This is a genomic window from Actinomycetota bacterium, from assembly GCA_040754375.1.
GTDB lineage: Bacteria > Actinomycetota > Acidimicrobiia > Acidimicrobiales > AC-14 > JBFMCT01.
In genome coordinates, this window is record JBFMCT010000007.1 from 84,844 (window position 1) to 101,130 (window position 16,287).

The following is a 16,287-nucleotide window of genomic DNA, read 5'->3' on the forward strand; positions in this document are numbered from 1 at the left end:
TACCGGCTAGTGCCGACGGAGAGATTCGAACTCTCACTGACGACGACCTAAACGTCGTGCCTCTGCCAATTGGGCTACGTCGGCGGGCGGACCGGTGCCGGGGGGGACGGTCGGCCCTGGAACAGCGATGCCACTACCCTCGGCAGACATGATGCCCGATCAGCTCCTCCCGTCGGTAACGGCCCAGGTCGGCCCGGCCGACCGCAACTTCGACGTGTACACCCGGCTCCTCAAGGAGCGCATCGTCTTTCTGGGCACCCAGGTCGACGACTCGGCCGCCAACGACATCTGCGCCAAGCTGATCCTCCTCGAGAGCGAGGACGCCGACCGCGACATCTTCCTCTACATCAACTCACCCGGTGGCTCGGTCTCGGCGGGCATGGCCATCTACGACACCATGCAGTACGTGGCCTGCGACGTGGGCACGATCTGCCTGGGCATGGCCGCCTCCATGGGCCAGTTCCTGCTGTGCGCCGGCACCCCCGGCAAGCGCTACGCCCTGCCCCACTCGCGGGTGCTGATGCACCAGCCCTCGGCCCGCATGGAGGGCTCGGCCATCGACATCGCCATCCACGCCGAGCAGATCATGTACACCAAGCGCATCATGGCCGAGCGCATCGCCCTGCACACCGGCCAGGAGGTCTCCCAGATCGAGACCGACTTCGACCGTGACCGCTGGTTCACGGCCCAGGAGGCCAAGGAATACGGCATCATCGACCACGTGATCCAGAAGTCCCGTCAGGTATCGGCCGCCTGACTGGCGGCCGGGCGACGTGCGGGTACTGGTCAGCGGTTCGAGCGGGCTCATCGGGGGGGCCGTGGTCAGGTCGCTGGAGGCCGACGGCCACCAGGTCACCCGCCTGGTCAGGGGCCTGCCCGGGCCCGGTCAGGCGGCCTGGGACATCAAGGAGGGCACGGTGGACGCCGCCGCCCTGGAGGGCCACGACGCCGTCGTCCACCTGGCCGGGGCGGGCATTGGCGACCACCGGTGGACCGGCAAGTACAAGCGCGAGGTGCTCGACAGCCGGGTGCAGGGGACATCGCTGCTGGCCCGTACCCTCGCCGGCCTCGACGCCCGGCCCCGCGTGCTGGTCTCGGGGTCGGCCGTCGGTTACTACGGCGACCGGGGCGACGAACCGCTGACCGAGCAGTGCGGGCCGGGCCGCGGGTTCCTGGCCGACGTCGTTCGCCGGTGGGAGGAGGCCACGGCCCCTGCCGAGGACGCCGGCACCCGGGTGGTGCACGTGCGCAGCGGGATCGTCCAGGCCGGTTGGGGGGGTGCCCTCCGACGCCTGATGCTGCCGTTCAAGCTCGGCTTCGGAGGGCGATGGGGGAGCGGAAAGCAGTGGCTGAGCTGGGTCCACATCGACGACGAGGTGGCCGCCATCCGGCGGGCCATCGACGACGACGGCCTGTCCGGGCCGCTCAACGCCACCTCGCCCAACCCGGCCACGGTGCGCGACTACACGGCCGCCCTGGGCCGGGCCCTGCACCGGCCCGCGGTGGTGCCCACGCCCACCTTCGCCCTCAACGCCCTGCTCGGCACCGAGATGGTGGCCGAGATGCTGCTCGGAGGCCAGCGGGTGCTGCCGGCCAAGCTGGAGGCGGCCGGCTTCGAGTTCGGCCACCCCGACCTCGACGAGGCCTTGGCCGACGTGGTGGCCGCATCCAAGAGCCCCCAGGACAGGCGTTGACTCCGGGCCGGCCCCGCCGGCGGGTCAGCTCGGGCTCGCCTTGGGAGCCGGTGATCGGGTTCAGCCGGGCCGTGCGGGTCGGCGACCGGGTGCTGGTCGCGGGCACCGCACCGGTGTGGCCCGACGGCTCGTGCGACCCCGATCCCGCGGCCCAGGCCGGGCGCTGCCTGGAGATCATCGAGGCCGCCCTGGCCGAGGCGGGTGCCACGGTGGCCGACGTCGTCCGTACGCGTATCTACCTGACCGACGCGGCCGACGTGGCGGCCGTGGGGGAGGTGCACGGCCGGGTGATGGCCGAGGCCCGCCCGGCGACCACGATCTTGGCCGTGGCCGCTCTGGCCGACCCCCGCTGGAAGGTCGAGATCGAAGCCGAGGCCGAAGTCGGCTGAAGGGGGGGCATGGTGGCTGCCCGCGGCATTAGCCTTGGTTTATGGACGCAAGGGGCGAGATGAGCGGGTTCTGCCCCCTCTACCACCGTGCCATCGAGATCATCGGCCGGCGGTGGACGGGGGCCATCGTGCGGGCCCTGTTGGCCGGCAACCGGCGGTTCTGCGAGGTCCGTTCGACGATCCCCGGCCTTTCCGACCGCCTTCTGTCGGAACGGCTCAAGGAGCTGGAGGCCGAGGGCATCGTGGAGCGGCTGGTCAGTGGGTGCGCCCCGATGCGCATCGAGTACCGGCTGACGGCCAAGGGCGAGGCTTTGGCGGCCGTCGTCGGGGCGGCGTCGGCCTGGGCGGAGCGCTGGCTGGCGCCCGCGCCGGTCGGGGCCGGGGCTCAGGCCGGGGGCGAGCCCAGGGCCTGAGCGAGGTCGGCCACCAGGTCGCCGGTGTCCTCGATGCCGACCGAGATGCGGATCAGGCCGGGGTCGACCTCCAGGGGTGAGCCCACCACTGAGGCATGGGTCATGCGGGCCGGGTGCTCGATCAGCGACTCGACCCCGCCCAGCGACTCGGCCAGGGTGAAGACCCTTGTGGCGGCCACCGCAGCCAGCGCCCCCTCCTCGCCGCCTTGGACCGTGAACGAGACCATGGCCCCGAACCGGCGCATCTGCCGAGCGGCCACGTCGTGGCCCGGGTGGGTGGGCAGGCCCGGGTAGCGCACGCTGGCCACCGCGGGGTGCGAGGCCAGCATGGCCACCACCGCCTCGGCGTTGTCGCAGTGGCGGGCCATGCGCACGGCAAGGGTCTTGACCCCTCGCAGCACCAGGAAGCAGTCGAAGGGGCCGGGCACGGCCCCGGCGGCCCGCTGCACGAACCCGATGCGTTCGGCCAAGGCGGCGTCGTTGCAGGCCACGAAGCCGCCCACCACGTCGGAGTGGCCTCCCAGGTACTTGGTGGCCGAGTGCACGACGATGTCGGCCCCCAGGGCCAGGGGCTGCTGGAGCCACGGGGTGGCGAAGGTGTTGTCGACCACGCACAGGGCGCCCCGCCCGTGGGCGATCTCGGCCACCGCCGCGATGTCGACGATGCCCAGCAGCGGGTTGGTCGGGGACTCCACCCAGACCATGGCCGTCTCGGGGCGCCAGGCCGCCTCCACGGCCGCCGGGTCGGCCAGGTCGACGGGGGTCATGTCGGCGTCGAGGACCCGGGCCAGCAGCCGGTAGGTGCCGCCGTAGGCGTCGTGGGGGATCAGGATGTGCTGGCCGGGGCGCAGGCCCCGCAGCACGGCGTCCTCGGCGGCCATGCCACTGGCGAAGGCGAAGCCGTGGCGGGCGCCCTCCAGCGAGGCCAGGCACGCCTCCAGGGCGGCCCGGGTGGGGTTGGCCGACCGGGAGTACTCGTAGCCCTTGTGGCGGCCCACCCCCTCGTGGGCGAACGTCGAGGTGGCGTAGATCGGGGTCACCACCGCCCCGGTGGCCGGGTCGGGGGGCTGGCCCACGTGGATGGCCCGGGTGTCGAACCCCATGTGCTCGAAGCCGTCGCCGGCCGGCACCTCGGTCACCGGGCCCCTGTCACCGCTGGCTCAGGAAGCCGAGCACGTCGGAGCGGGTGAGGATGCCGACGGGGTGGCCGGAATCGACGACCAGGACGGCCGAGGCCGCCTCCAGGCGCTCCACGGCCAGGTCGACCTGCTCGCCCGCGCCCACCGTGGGCAGCGGTGCGCTCATGGCCTTGGCCACCGGCCAGTCGAGGGCCGACGGGTCGCGGAACACCAGGTCGAGCAGGCCCCGGTCGTGGACCGCCCCCACCACCTCGGCCATGGCCAGGGGCAGTTCGGCCTTGACCACCGGGGCCTGGGACACCTCGTACTCCCGCAGCACGGCCACGGCCGAGCGCACGGTCTCGTCGGGGTGGACGTGGACCAGCACGGGCAGCTCGCCGCTCTTGCGGGCCAGGACCTCGGCCACCGTCTGGCCCCCGGCCCGCAGGAAGCCGAAGTCGGCCATCCACTCGTCGTTGTAGAGCTTGGACAGGTAGCCACGGCCCGAGTCGGGGACCACCACGACCACCACGTCGTCGGGCCCGAGCTCGGCGCCCACCTGCAGGGCGGCCCACACGGCCGTGCCCCCCGAGCCCCCCAGCAGGATGCCCTCCTCGCGGGTCACCCGGCGGGCCGTCAGGAACGAGTCGCGGTCGGTCACCATCACCGTACGGTCCACGACCGAGGGGTCGAAGGTGGGCGGCCAGAAGTCCTCCCCGATGCCCTCCACCAGGTAGGGGCGCCCGCTGCCCCCCGAGTACACCGAGCCTTCGGGGTCGGCCCCGATGACCTGCACGGCCGGGTTGCGGGCCTTGAGGGCGCGGGCCACACCGGTGATGGTGCCCCCGGTGCCGATGCCGGCCACCAGGTGGGTGACCCGGCCGGCCGTCTGGCGCCAGATCTCGGGCCCGGTCGAGCGCTCGTGGGCCAGGGGGTTCTCGGGGTTGTGGTACTGGTCGGGCTGGAAGGCCCCGGGGATCTCGGCCGCCAGGCGGGCGGCCACCGAGTAGTAGGACTCGGGGTGGTCGGGGGCCACGGCCGTGGGGCACACGACCACCTCGGCCCCGTAGGCCCGCAACAGGTCGACCTTCTCCCGGCTCATCTTGTCGGGCATCACGAAGATGCACCGGTAGCGGTGGCGGGCGGCGATGATGGCCAGGCCCACCCCGGTGTTGCCCGACGTGGGCTCCACGATGGTCCCGCCCCGGCGCAGGAGGCCGGCCCGTTCGGCGGCCTCGACCATGGCGATGGCCGGACGGTCCTTCACGCTCCCGCCCGGGTTGAGCAGCTCCAACTTGGCCAGCAGGTGGCACGAAAGGTCGCGGCCCACCCGGTCGAGGCGGACCAGGGGGGTGTTGCCCACCAGCCCGAGCAGGGAGCCGGCCGCCTCCATGGGCGCCCCCGGGTCGGTCACGGGCCGCACGGCGATGTCGTGCGGGGCCGGACCGGCCGAGTCGGTGTAGAGGGTCACGGGCAGGCCGGCGTGGTGGAGGGCGATGGCCACCCGCCGGGTGGCGGCGTCGTCGTCGCCCAACACACCCACCTCCCGGGGGATGCGGGTGCGCAGCTCGGCGATCAGGTCAGGGGGCGGCCCTGCGGCCGGCGACCTGGTGACCAACGCGGCACGGGCAGCCAACCTCTCGGTTGGCTGCCCGTCGCCGACTACTACGAGTACGTCCAAGACAGAGGGAGCGGCTGGCCGCTCCTACCAGCCGCCGCCGACGACCTTCTGCTTCGTCCACCCGCTGGTCGGGAGGCCGATGTAGTACTGGCCGGGAGGTGTGACGCCGCCCCGGGCGGCCACCAGCTCCTGGCGTACGGTGAACGCCTGCCGGGCCATGACGTAGAGCTCGTCGGACAGGCTGCGCTTGATGACGGGGAAGACGTCCCGCTCCTCGCGCGAGGTGTGCAGCAGGAACTGCTTCTGCAGGCGCTTGACGAGCTTGGCCTCGTCGGGGTCACCCGGGTCGAGGTTCTGGATGTCGGCCGACAGGTCCTTGATGCGGTCGTGGGTCGCACCCTGGGCCTCGGCCAGCGAGGCGTTGAGGCTGGCGACGACGGGGAGCACGACCTCGTCCTCGACGGCTCCGTAGACCTCGATCTCCTCCAGGATGTTGTTGAGCAGCTGTCGCTCGCCCAGCGTGTACCTGTTGAGCAGGTTCTCGATCTTCTTGTGGTAGTCCCAGAGGACTTTCCAGATCACGACGCCCCCCATGCGGCGCCCTCCTTGTCTCGGTGGCTGGCCTCTACGGCGCGGGTAGGTCGGGCACAATCATGGCGGAACGGGGCGCCGCGTGCACGCCGGACCAAAATCTCGGAAAAGTTGATCAGGTAAATCAGGAATTGGTACGGTGTGGTCGCGCTCCCCGACCCGAGGAGGCCGCCATGGCCGTCACCCCCCACACAACCTCGCTCCCGATCAGCCCTGAGGCCCTCGCGGACATCGAGAAGTTCGAGCAGCAGCTCGCCCGCTACCTGGCCGGTGAGCTCGAAGAAGACGTCTTCCGGGTCTTCCGCCTCAACAACGGCATCTACGGCCAGCGCCAGGGCGGGCACAACCAGATGGTGCGGGTCAAGGTGCCCTACGGCTCGCTGACCCCCGACCAGCTCGACCGCCTGGCCCACGTCGCCGACACCTACAGCCGGGGCTGGGGCCACATCACCACCCGCCAGAACATCCAGTTCCACTTCGTCCCCCTGGAGCAGGTCCCCCAGGTGATGCGGGAGCTGGCCGAGGTGGGCCTCACCACCCGGGAGGCGTGCGGCGACACGGTCCGCAACGTGCAGGGCTGCCACCTGGCCGGGGCCTGCCCGTTCGAGGTGCTCGACATCAGCCCGTGGGCCGAGGCCGCCCACCGCCACTTCCTGCGCTCGCCCATCGCCCAGCGCCTGCCCCGCAAGTTCAAGATCAACTTCTCGGGCTGCGCCACCGACTGCGGCCAGGCCATGTTCAACGACGTGGGCGTGGTGGCCGTGGCCCGGCCCCGCGAGGACGGGTCGGTCGAGCCCGGCTTCCGGGTGTTCATCGCCGGGGGCCTGGGGGCCAACCCCCACCCCGCCCAGGCTCTGGAGGAGTTCACCTCCCGAGAGGACCTGCTGCCGACCATCGAGGCCGTGCTCAGGGTCTTCGACCGGTCCGGCAACCGGGAGAACAAGCTGCGGGCCCGGCTCAAGTGGCTGGTCGACACCATCGGCATCGACGAGCTACGGGCCCGGGTGCTCAAGGAGCGCCGGTTCCTGGTGGCCAGCGCCACCTGGCCGGGCCCGGGCGTGCCCGAAGTGGTCCGGGAGCAGGGTGACGCCCCCGCGGGCGTGAGCACCTCGGTGGAGGCGACCCCGGTGGGCACCCCCGTCACGCTGCGGCCCCGGCCCGGCGCCGAGGCCGACCCCTACTCGGTGTGGGAGCAGGCCAACGTGGTCCGGGGCGTGGCCAAGGGCACCGTCTCGGCCATCGCCTTCGCCCGCCTGGGCGACATCACCTCGGCCCAGTTCCGGGGCCTGGCCGCGGCCCAGCGCGCCTTGGGGGCCGAGGTCAGGGTCACCAACCGCCAGAACGTGGTTTTCCGGGGCCTCACCGAGGGCCAGCTCTTCGACCTCCACTTCCGCCTGGACACGCTCGGTATGGCCGACCCCGGGGCCGAGATGGCCCGCGACGTGGTCGCCTGCCCGGGGGCCGACACCTGCAACCTGGCCGTCACCCAGAGCCGGGGCCTGGCCGACGACATCGGCCGGGCCCTCGACGAGGCCGGGCTGGCCGAGGTGGGCGGCATCCGCATCAACATCTCGGGCTGCACCAACTCCTGCGGCCAGCACCACATCAGCGACATCGGTTTCTTCGGGGCCGAGCGCCGGGCCCACGGGGTGTCCGCCCCCGGCTACCACATGCTGCTGGGGGGCCACGTGGGCCAGACCCAGATCGAGTTCGGGCAGAAGGCCATGCGCCTGCCCGCCCGCAACGTGAGCAAGGCCGTCGTGGCCGTCGTCGGCCGGTTCGCAGGTGAGCGGGAGGCGGGCGAGACGTTCCCCGACTGGCTGGCCCGGGCCGGGGGTGCCAAGGCCGTCGGGGCCGAGCTGGCCGAGCTCGACGTGTTCCCCACCCCCGACGACGGCCCCGACTTCTACGTCGACTTCGGTGAAACCGGTCCCTACGTCGCCACCATCGGCGCTTCGGAGTGCGCAACATGACAGATCTGATGGAGCTCAGCTCGGTGTCCCACGACTTCGAGAGGGCCACCCCCGGCGAGATCATCGCCTGGGCGGCCGAGCGCTTCGGCGACCGGCTCACGCTGGCGTCGTCGTTCGAGGACGCCGTCCTCATCGACCTGGCCGTGTCAGTCCAGCCCGGCATCGAGGTGCTGTTCCTCGACACCCAGTACCACTTCGCCGAGACCCTGTGGTTCGTGGAGGAGGTGCGGCGCCGCTACGACCTCAACCTGCGGGTGATGAAGCCCCTCGTCGAGCCCGACAACCTGTGGCAGCTCGACGTGGCCGGCTGCTGCGGCGCCCGCAAGGTCGAGCCCCTCAACCGGGCCCTGGAGGGCAAGCTGGCCTGGGTCACCGGGCTCAAGCGTTCCGACGCGCCCACCCGGGCGGCCGCCCCCATCGTCTCGTGGGACGCGGGCCGCGGCCTGGTCAAGGTCAACCCCCTGGCCAACTGGACCGACGCCGACATCGCGGCCTACGCCCTCGAGCGCGAGCTACCAGTCAACCCCCTGGCCGAGCGGGGTTACCCCTCGATCGGCTGCTGGCCGTGCACCAAGCCCGTCGCCCCCGGCGAGGACCCCCGCTCGGGCCGCTGGTCGGGCCTCGACAAGACCGAGTGCGGCCTGCACGCATAGGCACGACGATCGGGGCGACCGCCTGCTGTGGGGTCACCCATAGGCGATACTTCCGCCCATGGCTGATCGAAACGTGCTCGGCGGTGAGCTGGAGCCGTGTGGCTTCGATCCCCTGACCGGCTTCTACCGCGATGGGTGCTGCAACACCGGCCCCGAGGACCGGGGCAGCCACACGATCTGCGCGGTCGTCACCGCTGAGTTCCTCGACCACCAGCGCAGCATCGGTAACGACCTGTCCACGCCCATGCCCCGCTTCCAGTTCCCCGGCCTGGTGCCGGGCGACCGGTGGTGCGTCACCGCTGTCAACTGGCTGCGGGCCTACCGGGACGGGGTGGCCGCCCCCGTCGTGCTGGCCTCGACCCACGAGCAGGTCCTCGACATCGTGCCCATCGTGGCCCTGCGCGAGCACGCCGTCGATGTGCCCTCCGACCCCGGTGACCTGCTGCCCTGACCAGGCCGGGCGGCGAGGCCCCCGGGGTCGCTACTGGCTGATCGAGCGCTGGTAGGCCCGTACGGCCAGGGGGGCGCACACGACCACGATCAGGACCACCCAGATGAGCGAGTAGGCCATCGGGTTGGCGATCGACCAGGGGTCCCCCGGGCCGGTGGGCGAGGTGGGGTTGCCGAACTGGATGCGGGTGGCGTTGGCCAAGGTGGTGACCGGGTTCCATTCGGCGATGGTGCGCAGGAAGCCGGGCATGGTCTCGGTGGGCACGAAGGTGGATGCCATGAAGGTGAGCGGGAACAGGGCCCCGAAGGCCAAGCCCTGCACGCCCTCGGGGGTCGAGACCAGCGCGCCCAGCAACACCCCAACCCAGATCATGGCGAAGGCGAACGCCACCAGCAGCAGGTAGCCGGCGGCCGCGTCGACCACACCGTTGCGCACCCGCCACCCGATCAGCAGCCCGCACAGGGACATGAGGACGATGGGCAGGAGGGACTTGAACAGGTTGGCCACGGCGTGGCCGCCCAGCACCGCGCCCCGGGCCATGGGCATCGCCCGGAAGCGGTCGACGGCCTGGTTCTTGCGGTCGTTGGCGATCGACATGGCCACCCCGAAGGCGACGAACACGATCGTCTGGGCGAAGATGCCGCCCATCAGGAACTCGCGGTAGTTGCCGTCGCCGGGCACGCCGATGGCGCCCCCGAAGACATAGGCGAACAGCAGCACGAACATGATGGGCTGGATGGTGGCGTCGGCCAGCGCCTCGGGCTGGCGCTTCATGTGCACCAAGCCCCGGCGGGCGACGACCCACACGTCGTGGGCCAGGCCGCGCGAGGGCTGGGGCTCGGCCGCCTCGACGGCCGGCGGTCGGACGGTGACGGCACTCATGAGTAGGCCTCCTGGGGCACGAGGTCGTCGGCGGGGGAGCCGGTGAGGGTGAGGAAGACTTCGTCGAGGGTGGGTTGGCGCAGGCTCAGGTCGTCGACGGCCACCCCCGCGGCCGTGAGCCCGCCGGCCACCAGCACGAGGGTCTCGACGCCCTTGCTCGTGGGGGCGGTGACGGTGCGGGCGGCCACGTCGACGTGGGGCTCGTTCCCGGTCACGTCGGCCACCACCCGGGCGGTGATGTCGATATGGGCGGCGTCGCCCACGACCACCTGCACCTGGTCACCCCCCACCAGGCGCTTGAGCGATCGAGAGTCGCCGCGCGCTATCACCTTGCCGTGGTCGATCACGACGATGTCGTCGGCCAGGCGCTCGGCCTCCTCCAGGTACTGGGTGGTCAGCACGACGGTCGTGCCTCGGTCGACGAGCGTGTCGATGACGGCCCACAGCTCGTTGCGGCCCCGGGGGTCGAGGCCGGTGGTGGGCTCGTCGAGGAAGAGCACCTGGGGGTGGCCGACCAGGGTGGCGGCCAGGTCGAGGCGCCGGCGCATGCCGCCCGAGTACCCGCCGGTGACCCGGTCGGCGGCGTCCTCGATCGAGAAGTCGGCCAGCAGTTCGGCGGCCCGGGCCCGGGCCGCGCCCCGCGAGAGCTGGTGCAGCTCGCCCAGCATCACCAGGTTCTCCCGGCCCGTGAGCAGGGGGTCGACGGTGGCGTCCTGGGCGGCCAACCCGATCCGCCGCCGGACCTCGTTGCCGTGCGTGCGCACGTCGAACCCGGCCACTGTGGCCTGGCCTTCGTCGGCGTCGGTCAGGGTGGCCAGAACCCGCACGGCGGTCGTCTTGCCCGCGCCGTTGGGCCCGAGCACGGCCGACACCGTGCCCGTCGCCACCTCGAAGTCGACCCCGTCGAGGGCCTGGGTCGGCCCGTACCTCTTTCGTAGGCCGCGCGCCGTCACGGCGTAGTCGGTCGGCATCTTTCGGCTTCTCCTCTTGGGTCGGGGCCCGGCTGGTCTGCCCTGTACCTACGGCGGACCGGGGCTCGCTGTCCTCACCTTAAAACCTCAAGTGGGCTTGAGGTCAAGCATTTTCCCAGCCCGGCCGACGCACTACGGTCTGCCGTGGTCGGTCCGGATGGCAAAGCGCGGGTGACGTTCGTCTCCCTGGAGATCTTCACGCCCGACCTCGGGGCGCCCCAAGGCCTCGAACAAGCCATCAGGAAGCTGAACCGCGACTACCCGTGGGTCGTGGAGGCGGGCTGGGACGTCGAGTACTGGGGCCTGCGAAGGGCGGGGGCCGGCCCCACCCGCGACCCCCGGTACCGGGCCCGGGGCCTGGCCCTCCCGGCGGCCGCTCGGCTCCCGTCGGTTGTCGCCATGCCCCTGGCCTGGCTGGTCCAAGCCGTGTTGGCCCTGCGGGCGAGGACCGGCACCGTCCTCGTGGCCCACACTCCACGGTCCGCGGCCGGGGTGGTCCTGGCTCGCAGGGTGAGCCGCCGGGCCAGCCAGCCGTTGGTCGTGCGGGTGCAGAGCCGGGCTTCGTCGAGGGCGCGGCTCGTCACCAAGTCCGAGGCAAGGGCCCGCTGGATCGAGCGGATCGAAGGTCAGGCCCTGGAGCAGGCGGACCTCGTGCTCCCGATGGGTGACTTCACGCGGTCGTACTCCCTCTCCCAGGGAGCCCGCCCCGCTCGGGTGGTGACGCTCCCGTTCCCGGTGGGGTGGGACGGGCCTCTCCCCGACGGGCTCGTCGCGGTCACCGGGGACCCCATGCGGGTCACGTGCGCCGCCCGCCTCCAGCCCGAGAAGGGGGTCGACGTGCTGCTGAGGGCCATCGCCTTGGTGGCCGAAGCCTTCCCCGGCGTGGTCCTGGACATCGCCGGCAACGGGCCCGAGCGGCCGCGGCTGGTGGCGCTCGCCTCCGAGCTGGGGATCTCGGGCAACGTCAGGTTCCGGGGCTGGCTGGCCCCGGCCGACATGCCCGCCTTCTACGCCGGCTCGGCGGTGTCGGTGCTCCCCTCGCTGGTCGAGGAGGGGTTCGGCATGTCGCTCATCGAGGCAGGGCTCGTGGGGTGCGCGCTGGTAGGCACGGACCACGGAGGGATCCGGGACATCGTCGTGCCCGGCCGGACCGGGCTCCTGGTCGCGCCCGGCGACAGTGCCGCCCTGGGCCAGGCCCTGGGCCGGTTGCTGGGCGACCCGAAGTGGGCGGCTTCCCTGGGGGCCGGGGCCATGGTCGAGGCCCAGCGGTACGTGAGCCAGCGGGCGGCCGCCATCGCGGAGGTCCGGCGGCGGATGGCGGCCCTGGTCCCGGCCTCGGCCCACTGAGGGGCACGCCCGGGTCAGGCCGTGCGCAGGTACTGCACCCGGGCGCGCGCCGGCTGGAGCTCGGCCAGGCGGCGGGCCAGGGGCTCCTCGTAGGTCGTGACGAAGATCTGTTCGAGCCCACCCGGGGCGCTCAGGTGGGCCAGGGTGGACGCCACCAGCCGGCGAGAGACGGGGTCGAGGTGTTCGAGGGGTTCGTCGACCCAGCAGAAGGGCACGGTGGTGGTCGTGAGCAGGGTGGTCAGGCGCATCATGAGCTTGGCCACCGTCTGCTCGCCCGCACTGAAGGCCCCGAACTCCAAGGGCGTACCGTCGAGGTCACGCGAGATCTGGCCGTCGGGCAGCACATGGAGGTTGGGGCGGTCGGGGAAGACGGCCTCCCAGCGGCGGTTGACCTCGGCCGCCACCGGGGCCAGTTGGCGGGTGAGGACCGTGGTGATGGTGGCTTCGAGAGCGTCGCGAGCAGCCGTCAGCAGGGCCTCGGCCCGGTACTGCCCGGCCAGGGCCTGTTCGGCTTCCAGCTCCGAGCGCACCTCGGCGGCCCGGCCGGCAGCCGCCTGCTCGGCCAGCTCGGCCTCCCGCAGGGTGACGACGGCCGCCTCCAAGGCGGCCCGGGCCAGAGCTTCGGCCTCGACGACGGGGCCGGCCACGGGCCCGCCCGCCGACGGCGGGGGGCCGAGGCCGGCCGCCTCCCGGGCCAGCTCTCGTACCGTCGCCAGGGCTTCGGCTGCGGGCGTGGCCGCCACCGACTCCAGGTCCGCGCGGACACCTTCGAGGACGGCCCGGTGGGATTGTTCGGCGTGGCCCCGGCTCTCGCCGTCGAGCTCGCGCAGGCAGACCGGGCAGTTCGCGCCCGCCTCGTGCAGGGCGGCCAGCGCCGACTCGGCCGCTTCGAGGCGGGCGGCCAACGATGCCTGGCGTTCGCGGACGGCGTCGAGACCGGTCACCAGCGACGCTTCCAGGGAGGCCAGGGCGGCCGTGAGGGGCTGGTCGGCGGAAACCCCTGCGAGGAGGGGCGCGGCTCGTGCCCGCAGCTCGGCCTCCCGTTGTCGCCACTGCTCGGCCGCCTCGGGGTGGCCGGCAGCAGCCAGGGCCTGGTCGAGGGTGGCCCGGGCCTCGGAGTGGGCCGCCCGGGCGCCGTCGGCCTCGGCCCGGGCGGCGGCGGTGGCCGCCGCCCGCTCGACGACCGCGGCCTCGGCCGCTCCTAGCTCGGCCCGGGTGGCCGACAGCTCGGCCCTCGATGACCTCAACCCCCGAGACACCTGGGCCAGAGCCGGTTCGATCTCGGCCATGGCCGCCTCCAGGTCGTCGAGCGAGTAGGCCCGGCACAGGTGGGACCGCAGGTTGGGGCTCTCGCTGTCGCGCCGCAGGTCCTCGGTGAGAAAGGCGGTGCGGGAGACGAAGCGGGCGTCGGCCGACCAGGCCCCCTCGAGGATCGACATGGCCCGTTCCTCGCTCACCGGTAGGCCCGCGAGGGTGGCGGAAACCTCCGTGGTCAGGCGGGCGCCCTTGGACCGCAGGCTCCGGCGCACGGCCAGCGGGCCCTTGGCCGTTGCCAGCGTGACCTCGACCGAGGCCCGGTCGTGGCCCTGGCGGACCATCGCCGGGCGGGGCTGGACGTGAGCGGCGGCCAGGGCCCACCGCACGGCTTCGAGCAGCGAGCTCTTGCCCACGCCGTTGGGCGCCACCAGGAACGTGGTGCCCGGTCCGGCCTCGATGTCGAGGTTGCGGTAGGCCCGCCAGTTCTCCAAGACGATGCGGGTGATCACGTGTGGGCGTCCTCACCGGGACCAGGACCGTCGCCGGGACGAGGGGCTACGAGGCCGGGGACGACGCTCTCGCCCGTCATGGCCCGGTGCAGGGCGGCTCGCAGCTCGTCGTGGGCGAGCGACGCGGCCTCGTAGCCCCGGCGCTTGGCCTGGATCTTGAACCGGCCGGCCTGGCGGGCGGCGTCGGCCAGCGCGGCTGACGCGGCGTCGTCGAGCACGCGGTCGAGCCGGAGCGGCTGCACCGCGCCCCGCCTGGCGAGTTCGGGGGCCCGGCCTCCTGTGCTCTGGTCGAGGAACTTGGCGAGGGCGTCGACCGGCGCCAAGCCGGCGATGAGGGGCCGGGGTGGGGTGAGGGCGCCCGAGGGGGTGGTGATCCCCGAGCTCAAGGCGGGCGCGTCGAAGACCTCGGCGTGCTCGCTCACCTCGGGGGCGAGCACCACCAGCGCGGTGGCGTTGAGACGGGTCAGCACCGACCGCCCGGCGTCGAAGTCGGCGTCGTCGGACAGGCCGTGGGGTGTCCACAGCACGACGACCACCACCCCCACCTCGTCGACGGTGAGCAGCGGCTCCCACCCGAGGCGCTCGGCGGCCACGACCCCAGGCCACGAGTAAGTGGGCCGTACGTCGCACGTCGAGCCCCGCCACGTCCTCAGGTCGTGGGCCAGTCGGGCCCGTGCCTGCTCGACGGCCGTGGGGGTTCGGGCGTCGCCTCCCCGCCCGGGTGAGCCGTCGTCGTAGGCCGGCGGGGCACCCACCGCCTCCATGGCCTCCACCAGCCACTGGCGCAGTTCCTCGGCCGGCCCGGCGGCGCTGGGGTCGGCACCCGTACCGGCGTGATCGCGGGCCGACGGCGCCCCCGGCGCGGGGACGGTCCCGGGGCCCGAGCCGCCCGGGGCGCTCGGGGCGTTCGGGGCGCTCGGACCCGCAGGGGCGGGCGTGACGGCGGATGTGGCCGCGGACGGGACGTCCAGGTCTGAGGTCGTCGCCCGCCCGGAGTGGGGCACGGTGGGCGGGGCCGCGCTGGTCCCGAGGTGCTCGGGTGCGACGCTGCCGACGAGGTCGCCGAGGCGGGTCACCGGTATGGGCGCGGCCAGTGACAGGTGGACGGCGAGGGGCAGGCCGAGGGGCGACCGCCGGCCGTCGAGGACAGGGTCGGCCGGGCTGGCCGCCTCGGCGTCGAAGGTGACCGGTGCGACTACCACGGCGCCGCCCGCGCCGGGCTCGTCCAGCACCACCACGGTCAGGAAGTCGCCGGCACCGCCGGGAAGGCGGTTGCCATCCGGCGGTGACGCCAGCCTGAGCTGACCCGGGGACGGCGGTCCTGGGGCCGGGCGGTGGGGGACGGGCGCGAACCGGGGAGGGGTCGTGGGTGCCTCCACCGGCCCGGTCGCCGGCCCCGCCTCTCGCAGGCGGGAGAGCTTGATGTGGCACGGCAGGCAGTCGCCGACGTGGGCCTCGATCTCGGCCACCCGGGCGGGGTCGGGGCCTTCTCCTGCGCCCTCGCCGGCGGTACCGGCCAGCTCGACGTCTAGCGGGTGGGCGCGGCCGGCGCTGGTCATCGCCCTGCCAGTACGGCGGACCGCGTGCCCGTGTCCGCCCAGGCCGGTCCCTCGGCCCACTCGCGGGCCAGTTCGATGACCAGCAGGGCGATGGCCTCGCCGTCATCGTCCCCCTGGAGCTCCCCGCCGATGATGGCTGCCGCCCGCGCCCGGATGGTCTGGGCCTGGGACGGGCCCCTGCCCAGCAGCGGGCCCAGCTCACGCACCGTGTACTCGGGGTAGGCGACCGAGAGGCGCTCCCGGTCGGTCAGCCGGGCGAGCACCTCACCCGCCCGCATGGCTCGTACGGCCTGGTCACCGGTGGCGTCGTCGCCCGGGGCGGCGGTCGGGGTGGGGGGGTCGAGCCCGTCGACGTCGAGGGACAGAGGGGCCTGGCCGATGCCCAGGCGGTCGGCGATGGCCCGGGCCAGCGTGCGGGGGGCGAGTGCCCCACCGGCGGCGTCGAGGGCCGTGCCGCACAGGGCGACGATCGTCGCCCGGTCGGCCACCGGCCCGGCCCGGCGGGCGCCGGCCCCCCACCGGGGTACGGGCGCTACCGCGACGGCCGCCAAGGCCACAGCCAGCGCTACCGGGTCGTCAGGCCCGGGCGCAGCGGGGGAGCCGGTCCCGCCGGCCCCGGGGCTGGCCCCAGCCGACCGATCGGCCCCCGAGCCGGGCCCGCCGGTCCGATCGGCCCCCAGGTCGGCACGAGTCCCGCCGAGCACGGCCTCGGCCGAGCCCGGCCCGGCCCCCGACCCGGCCCCCGACCCGGCGGTCCCGCCGGAGCCGGTCCCGCCGGAGCCGGTCTCCCCGGAGCCGGTCTCCCCGGAGCCGGTCTCCCCGGAGCCGGTCTCCCCGGAGCCGGTCTCCCCGGAGCCGG

16 protein-coding genes and 1 tRNA gene are annotated in these 16,287 nt (G+C 73.4%); 8 read left to right on the forward strand and 9 right to left on the reverse strand.

What is annotated here, in order from left to right; all coding sequences use genetic code 11:
• Positions 1-10: 10 nt before the first annotated feature.
• A tRNA-Leu gene (locus tag AB1673_05145) sits at positions 11-84 on the reverse strand.
• Between the two features lie 67 nt (positions 85-151).
• Here AB1673_05145 and AB1673_05150 point away from each other — a divergent pair.
• From AB1673_05150 to AB1673_05165, 4 genes are read left to right on the forward strand one after another with little or no spacing between them, the layout of a single operon-like run.
• Positions 152-757 carry an ATP-dependent Clp protease proteolytic subunit gene (locus tag AB1673_05150; protein MEW6153365.1) on the forward strand — a complete coding sequence of 202 codons (606 nt, stop codon included), beginning with the start codon at positions 152-154 and terminating at the stop codon, positions 755-757.
• Between the two features lie 16 nt (positions 758-773).
• Complete coding sequence (locus AB1673_05155) at positions 774-1,694, forward strand: TIGR01777 family oxidoreductase (GenBank protein MEW6153366.1); 921 nt, start codon at positions 774-776, stop codon at positions 1,692-1,694.
• Entirely contained in the window at positions 1,691-2,083 is a 393-nt protein-coding gene (locus tag AB1673_05160) for a RidA family protein (protein ID MEW6153367.1), read from the forward strand. The genes AB1673_05155 and AB1673_05160 overlap by 4 nt, the downstream gene beginning before the upstream one ends.
• Before the next feature lie 41 nt (positions 2,084-2,124).
• Complete coding sequence (locus AB1673_05165) at positions 2,125-2,496, forward strand: winged helix-turn-helix transcriptional regulator (protein MEW6153368.1); 372 nt, start codon at positions 2,125-2,127, stop codon at positions 2,494-2,496.
• Here AB1673_05165 and AB1673_05170 read toward each other — a convergent pair.
• From AB1673_05170 to AB1673_05180, 3 genes are all read right to left on the reverse strand, one after another.
• Positions 2,469-3,599, reverse strand: a complete 1,131-nt coding sequence (locus AB1673_05170) for a cystathionine gamma-synthase (protein ID MEW6153369.1) — start codon at positions 3,597-3,599, stop codon at positions 2,469-2,471. The genes AB1673_05165 and AB1673_05170 overlap by 28 nt on opposite strands.
• 46 nt (positions 3,600-3,645) lie before the next feature.
• Positions 3,646-5,007, reverse strand: a complete 1,362-nt coding sequence (locus AB1673_05175; GenBank protein ID MEW6153370.1) for a cystathionine beta-synthase — start codon at positions 5,005-5,007, stop codon at positions 3,646-3,648.
• Between the two features lie 312 nt (positions 5,008-5,319).
• Positions 5,320-5,829, reverse strand: coding sequence for a hemerythrin domain-containing protein (locus AB1673_05180; protein MEW6153371.1), 510 nt, complete (start codon positions 5,827-5,829; stop codon positions 5,320-5,322).
• 170 nt (positions 5,830-5,999) lie between these two features.
• Between AB1673_05180 and AB1673_05185 the strand changes: the two genes are divergently transcribed.
• Genes AB1673_05185 through AB1673_05195 form a run of 3 tightly spaced genes read left to right on the forward strand, consistent with a single transcriptional unit; the run spans position 6,000 to position 8,903 of the window.
• Positions 6,000-7,799: a nitrite/sulfite reductase gene (locus AB1673_05185; protein MEW6153372.1), complete on the forward strand. Its 1,800-nt coding sequence runs from the start codon at positions 6,000-6,002 to the stop codon at positions 7,797-7,799.
• Between the two features lie 8 nt (positions 7,800-7,807).
• On the forward strand, positions 7,808-8,452 hold the full coding sequence (locus AB1673_05190) for a phosphoadenylyl-sulfate reductase (GenBank protein MEW6153373.1): 645 nt from the start codon (positions 7,808-7,810) through the stop codon (positions 8,450-8,452).
• Between the two features lie 58 nt (positions 8,453-8,510).
• Positions 8,511-8,903: a DUF2237 domain-containing protein gene (locus AB1673_05195; protein ID MEW6153374.1), complete on the forward strand. Its 393-nt coding sequence runs from the start codon at positions 8,511-8,513 to the stop codon at positions 8,901-8,903.
• Between the two features lie 30 nt (positions 8,904-8,933).
• Here the strand turns inward: AB1673_05195 and AB1673_05200 are convergent, their stop codons facing one another.
• Positions 8,934-9,785 carry an ABC transporter permease gene (locus AB1673_05200; protein ID MEW6153375.1) on the reverse strand — a complete coding sequence of 284 codons (852 nt, stop codon included), beginning with the start codon at positions 9,783-9,785 and terminating at the stop codon, positions 8,934-8,936.
• The gene (locus AB1673_05205; protein MEW6153376.1) at positions 9,782-10,756 is read right to left on the reverse strand and encodes an ATP-binding cassette domain-containing protein; all 975 of its coding nucleotides are present in this window, start codon (positions 10,754-10,756) and stop codon (positions 9,782-9,784) included. The genes AB1673_05200 and AB1673_05205 overlap by 4 nt, the downstream gene beginning before the upstream one ends.
• Before the next feature lie 171 nt (positions 10,757-10,927).
• Here AB1673_05205 and AB1673_05210 point away from each other — a divergent pair, with 171 nt between their 5' ends.
• Positions 10,928-12,103: a glycosyltransferase family 4 protein gene (locus AB1673_05210; protein MEW6153377.1), complete on the forward strand. Its 1,176-nt coding sequence runs from the start codon at positions 10,928-10,930 to the stop codon at positions 12,101-12,103.
• Between the two features lie 14 nt (positions 12,104-12,117).
• On the opposite strand, the gene AB1673_05215 is transcribed toward AB1673_05210, so the two are convergent.
• From AB1673_05215 to AB1673_05225, 3 genes are all read right to left on the reverse strand, one after another.
• Positions 12,118-13,869, reverse strand: a complete 1,752-nt coding sequence (locus AB1673_05215) for an ATP-binding protein (GenBank protein MEW6153378.1) — start codon at positions 13,867-13,869, stop codon at positions 12,118-12,120.
• A complete protein-coding gene (locus AB1673_05220) occupies positions 13,866-15,428 on the reverse strand; it encodes a hypothetical protein (GenBank protein ID MEW6153379.1) in 1,563 nt (520 codons plus the stop codon). The genes AB1673_05215 and AB1673_05220 overlap by 4 nt, the downstream gene beginning before the upstream one ends.
• The coding region (locus tag AB1673_05225) for a hypothetical protein (protein ID MEW6153380.1) at positions 15,425-16,287 on the reverse strand (863 nt) is incomplete at its 5' end. The genes AB1673_05225 and AB1673_05220, both read right to left, overlap by 4 nt.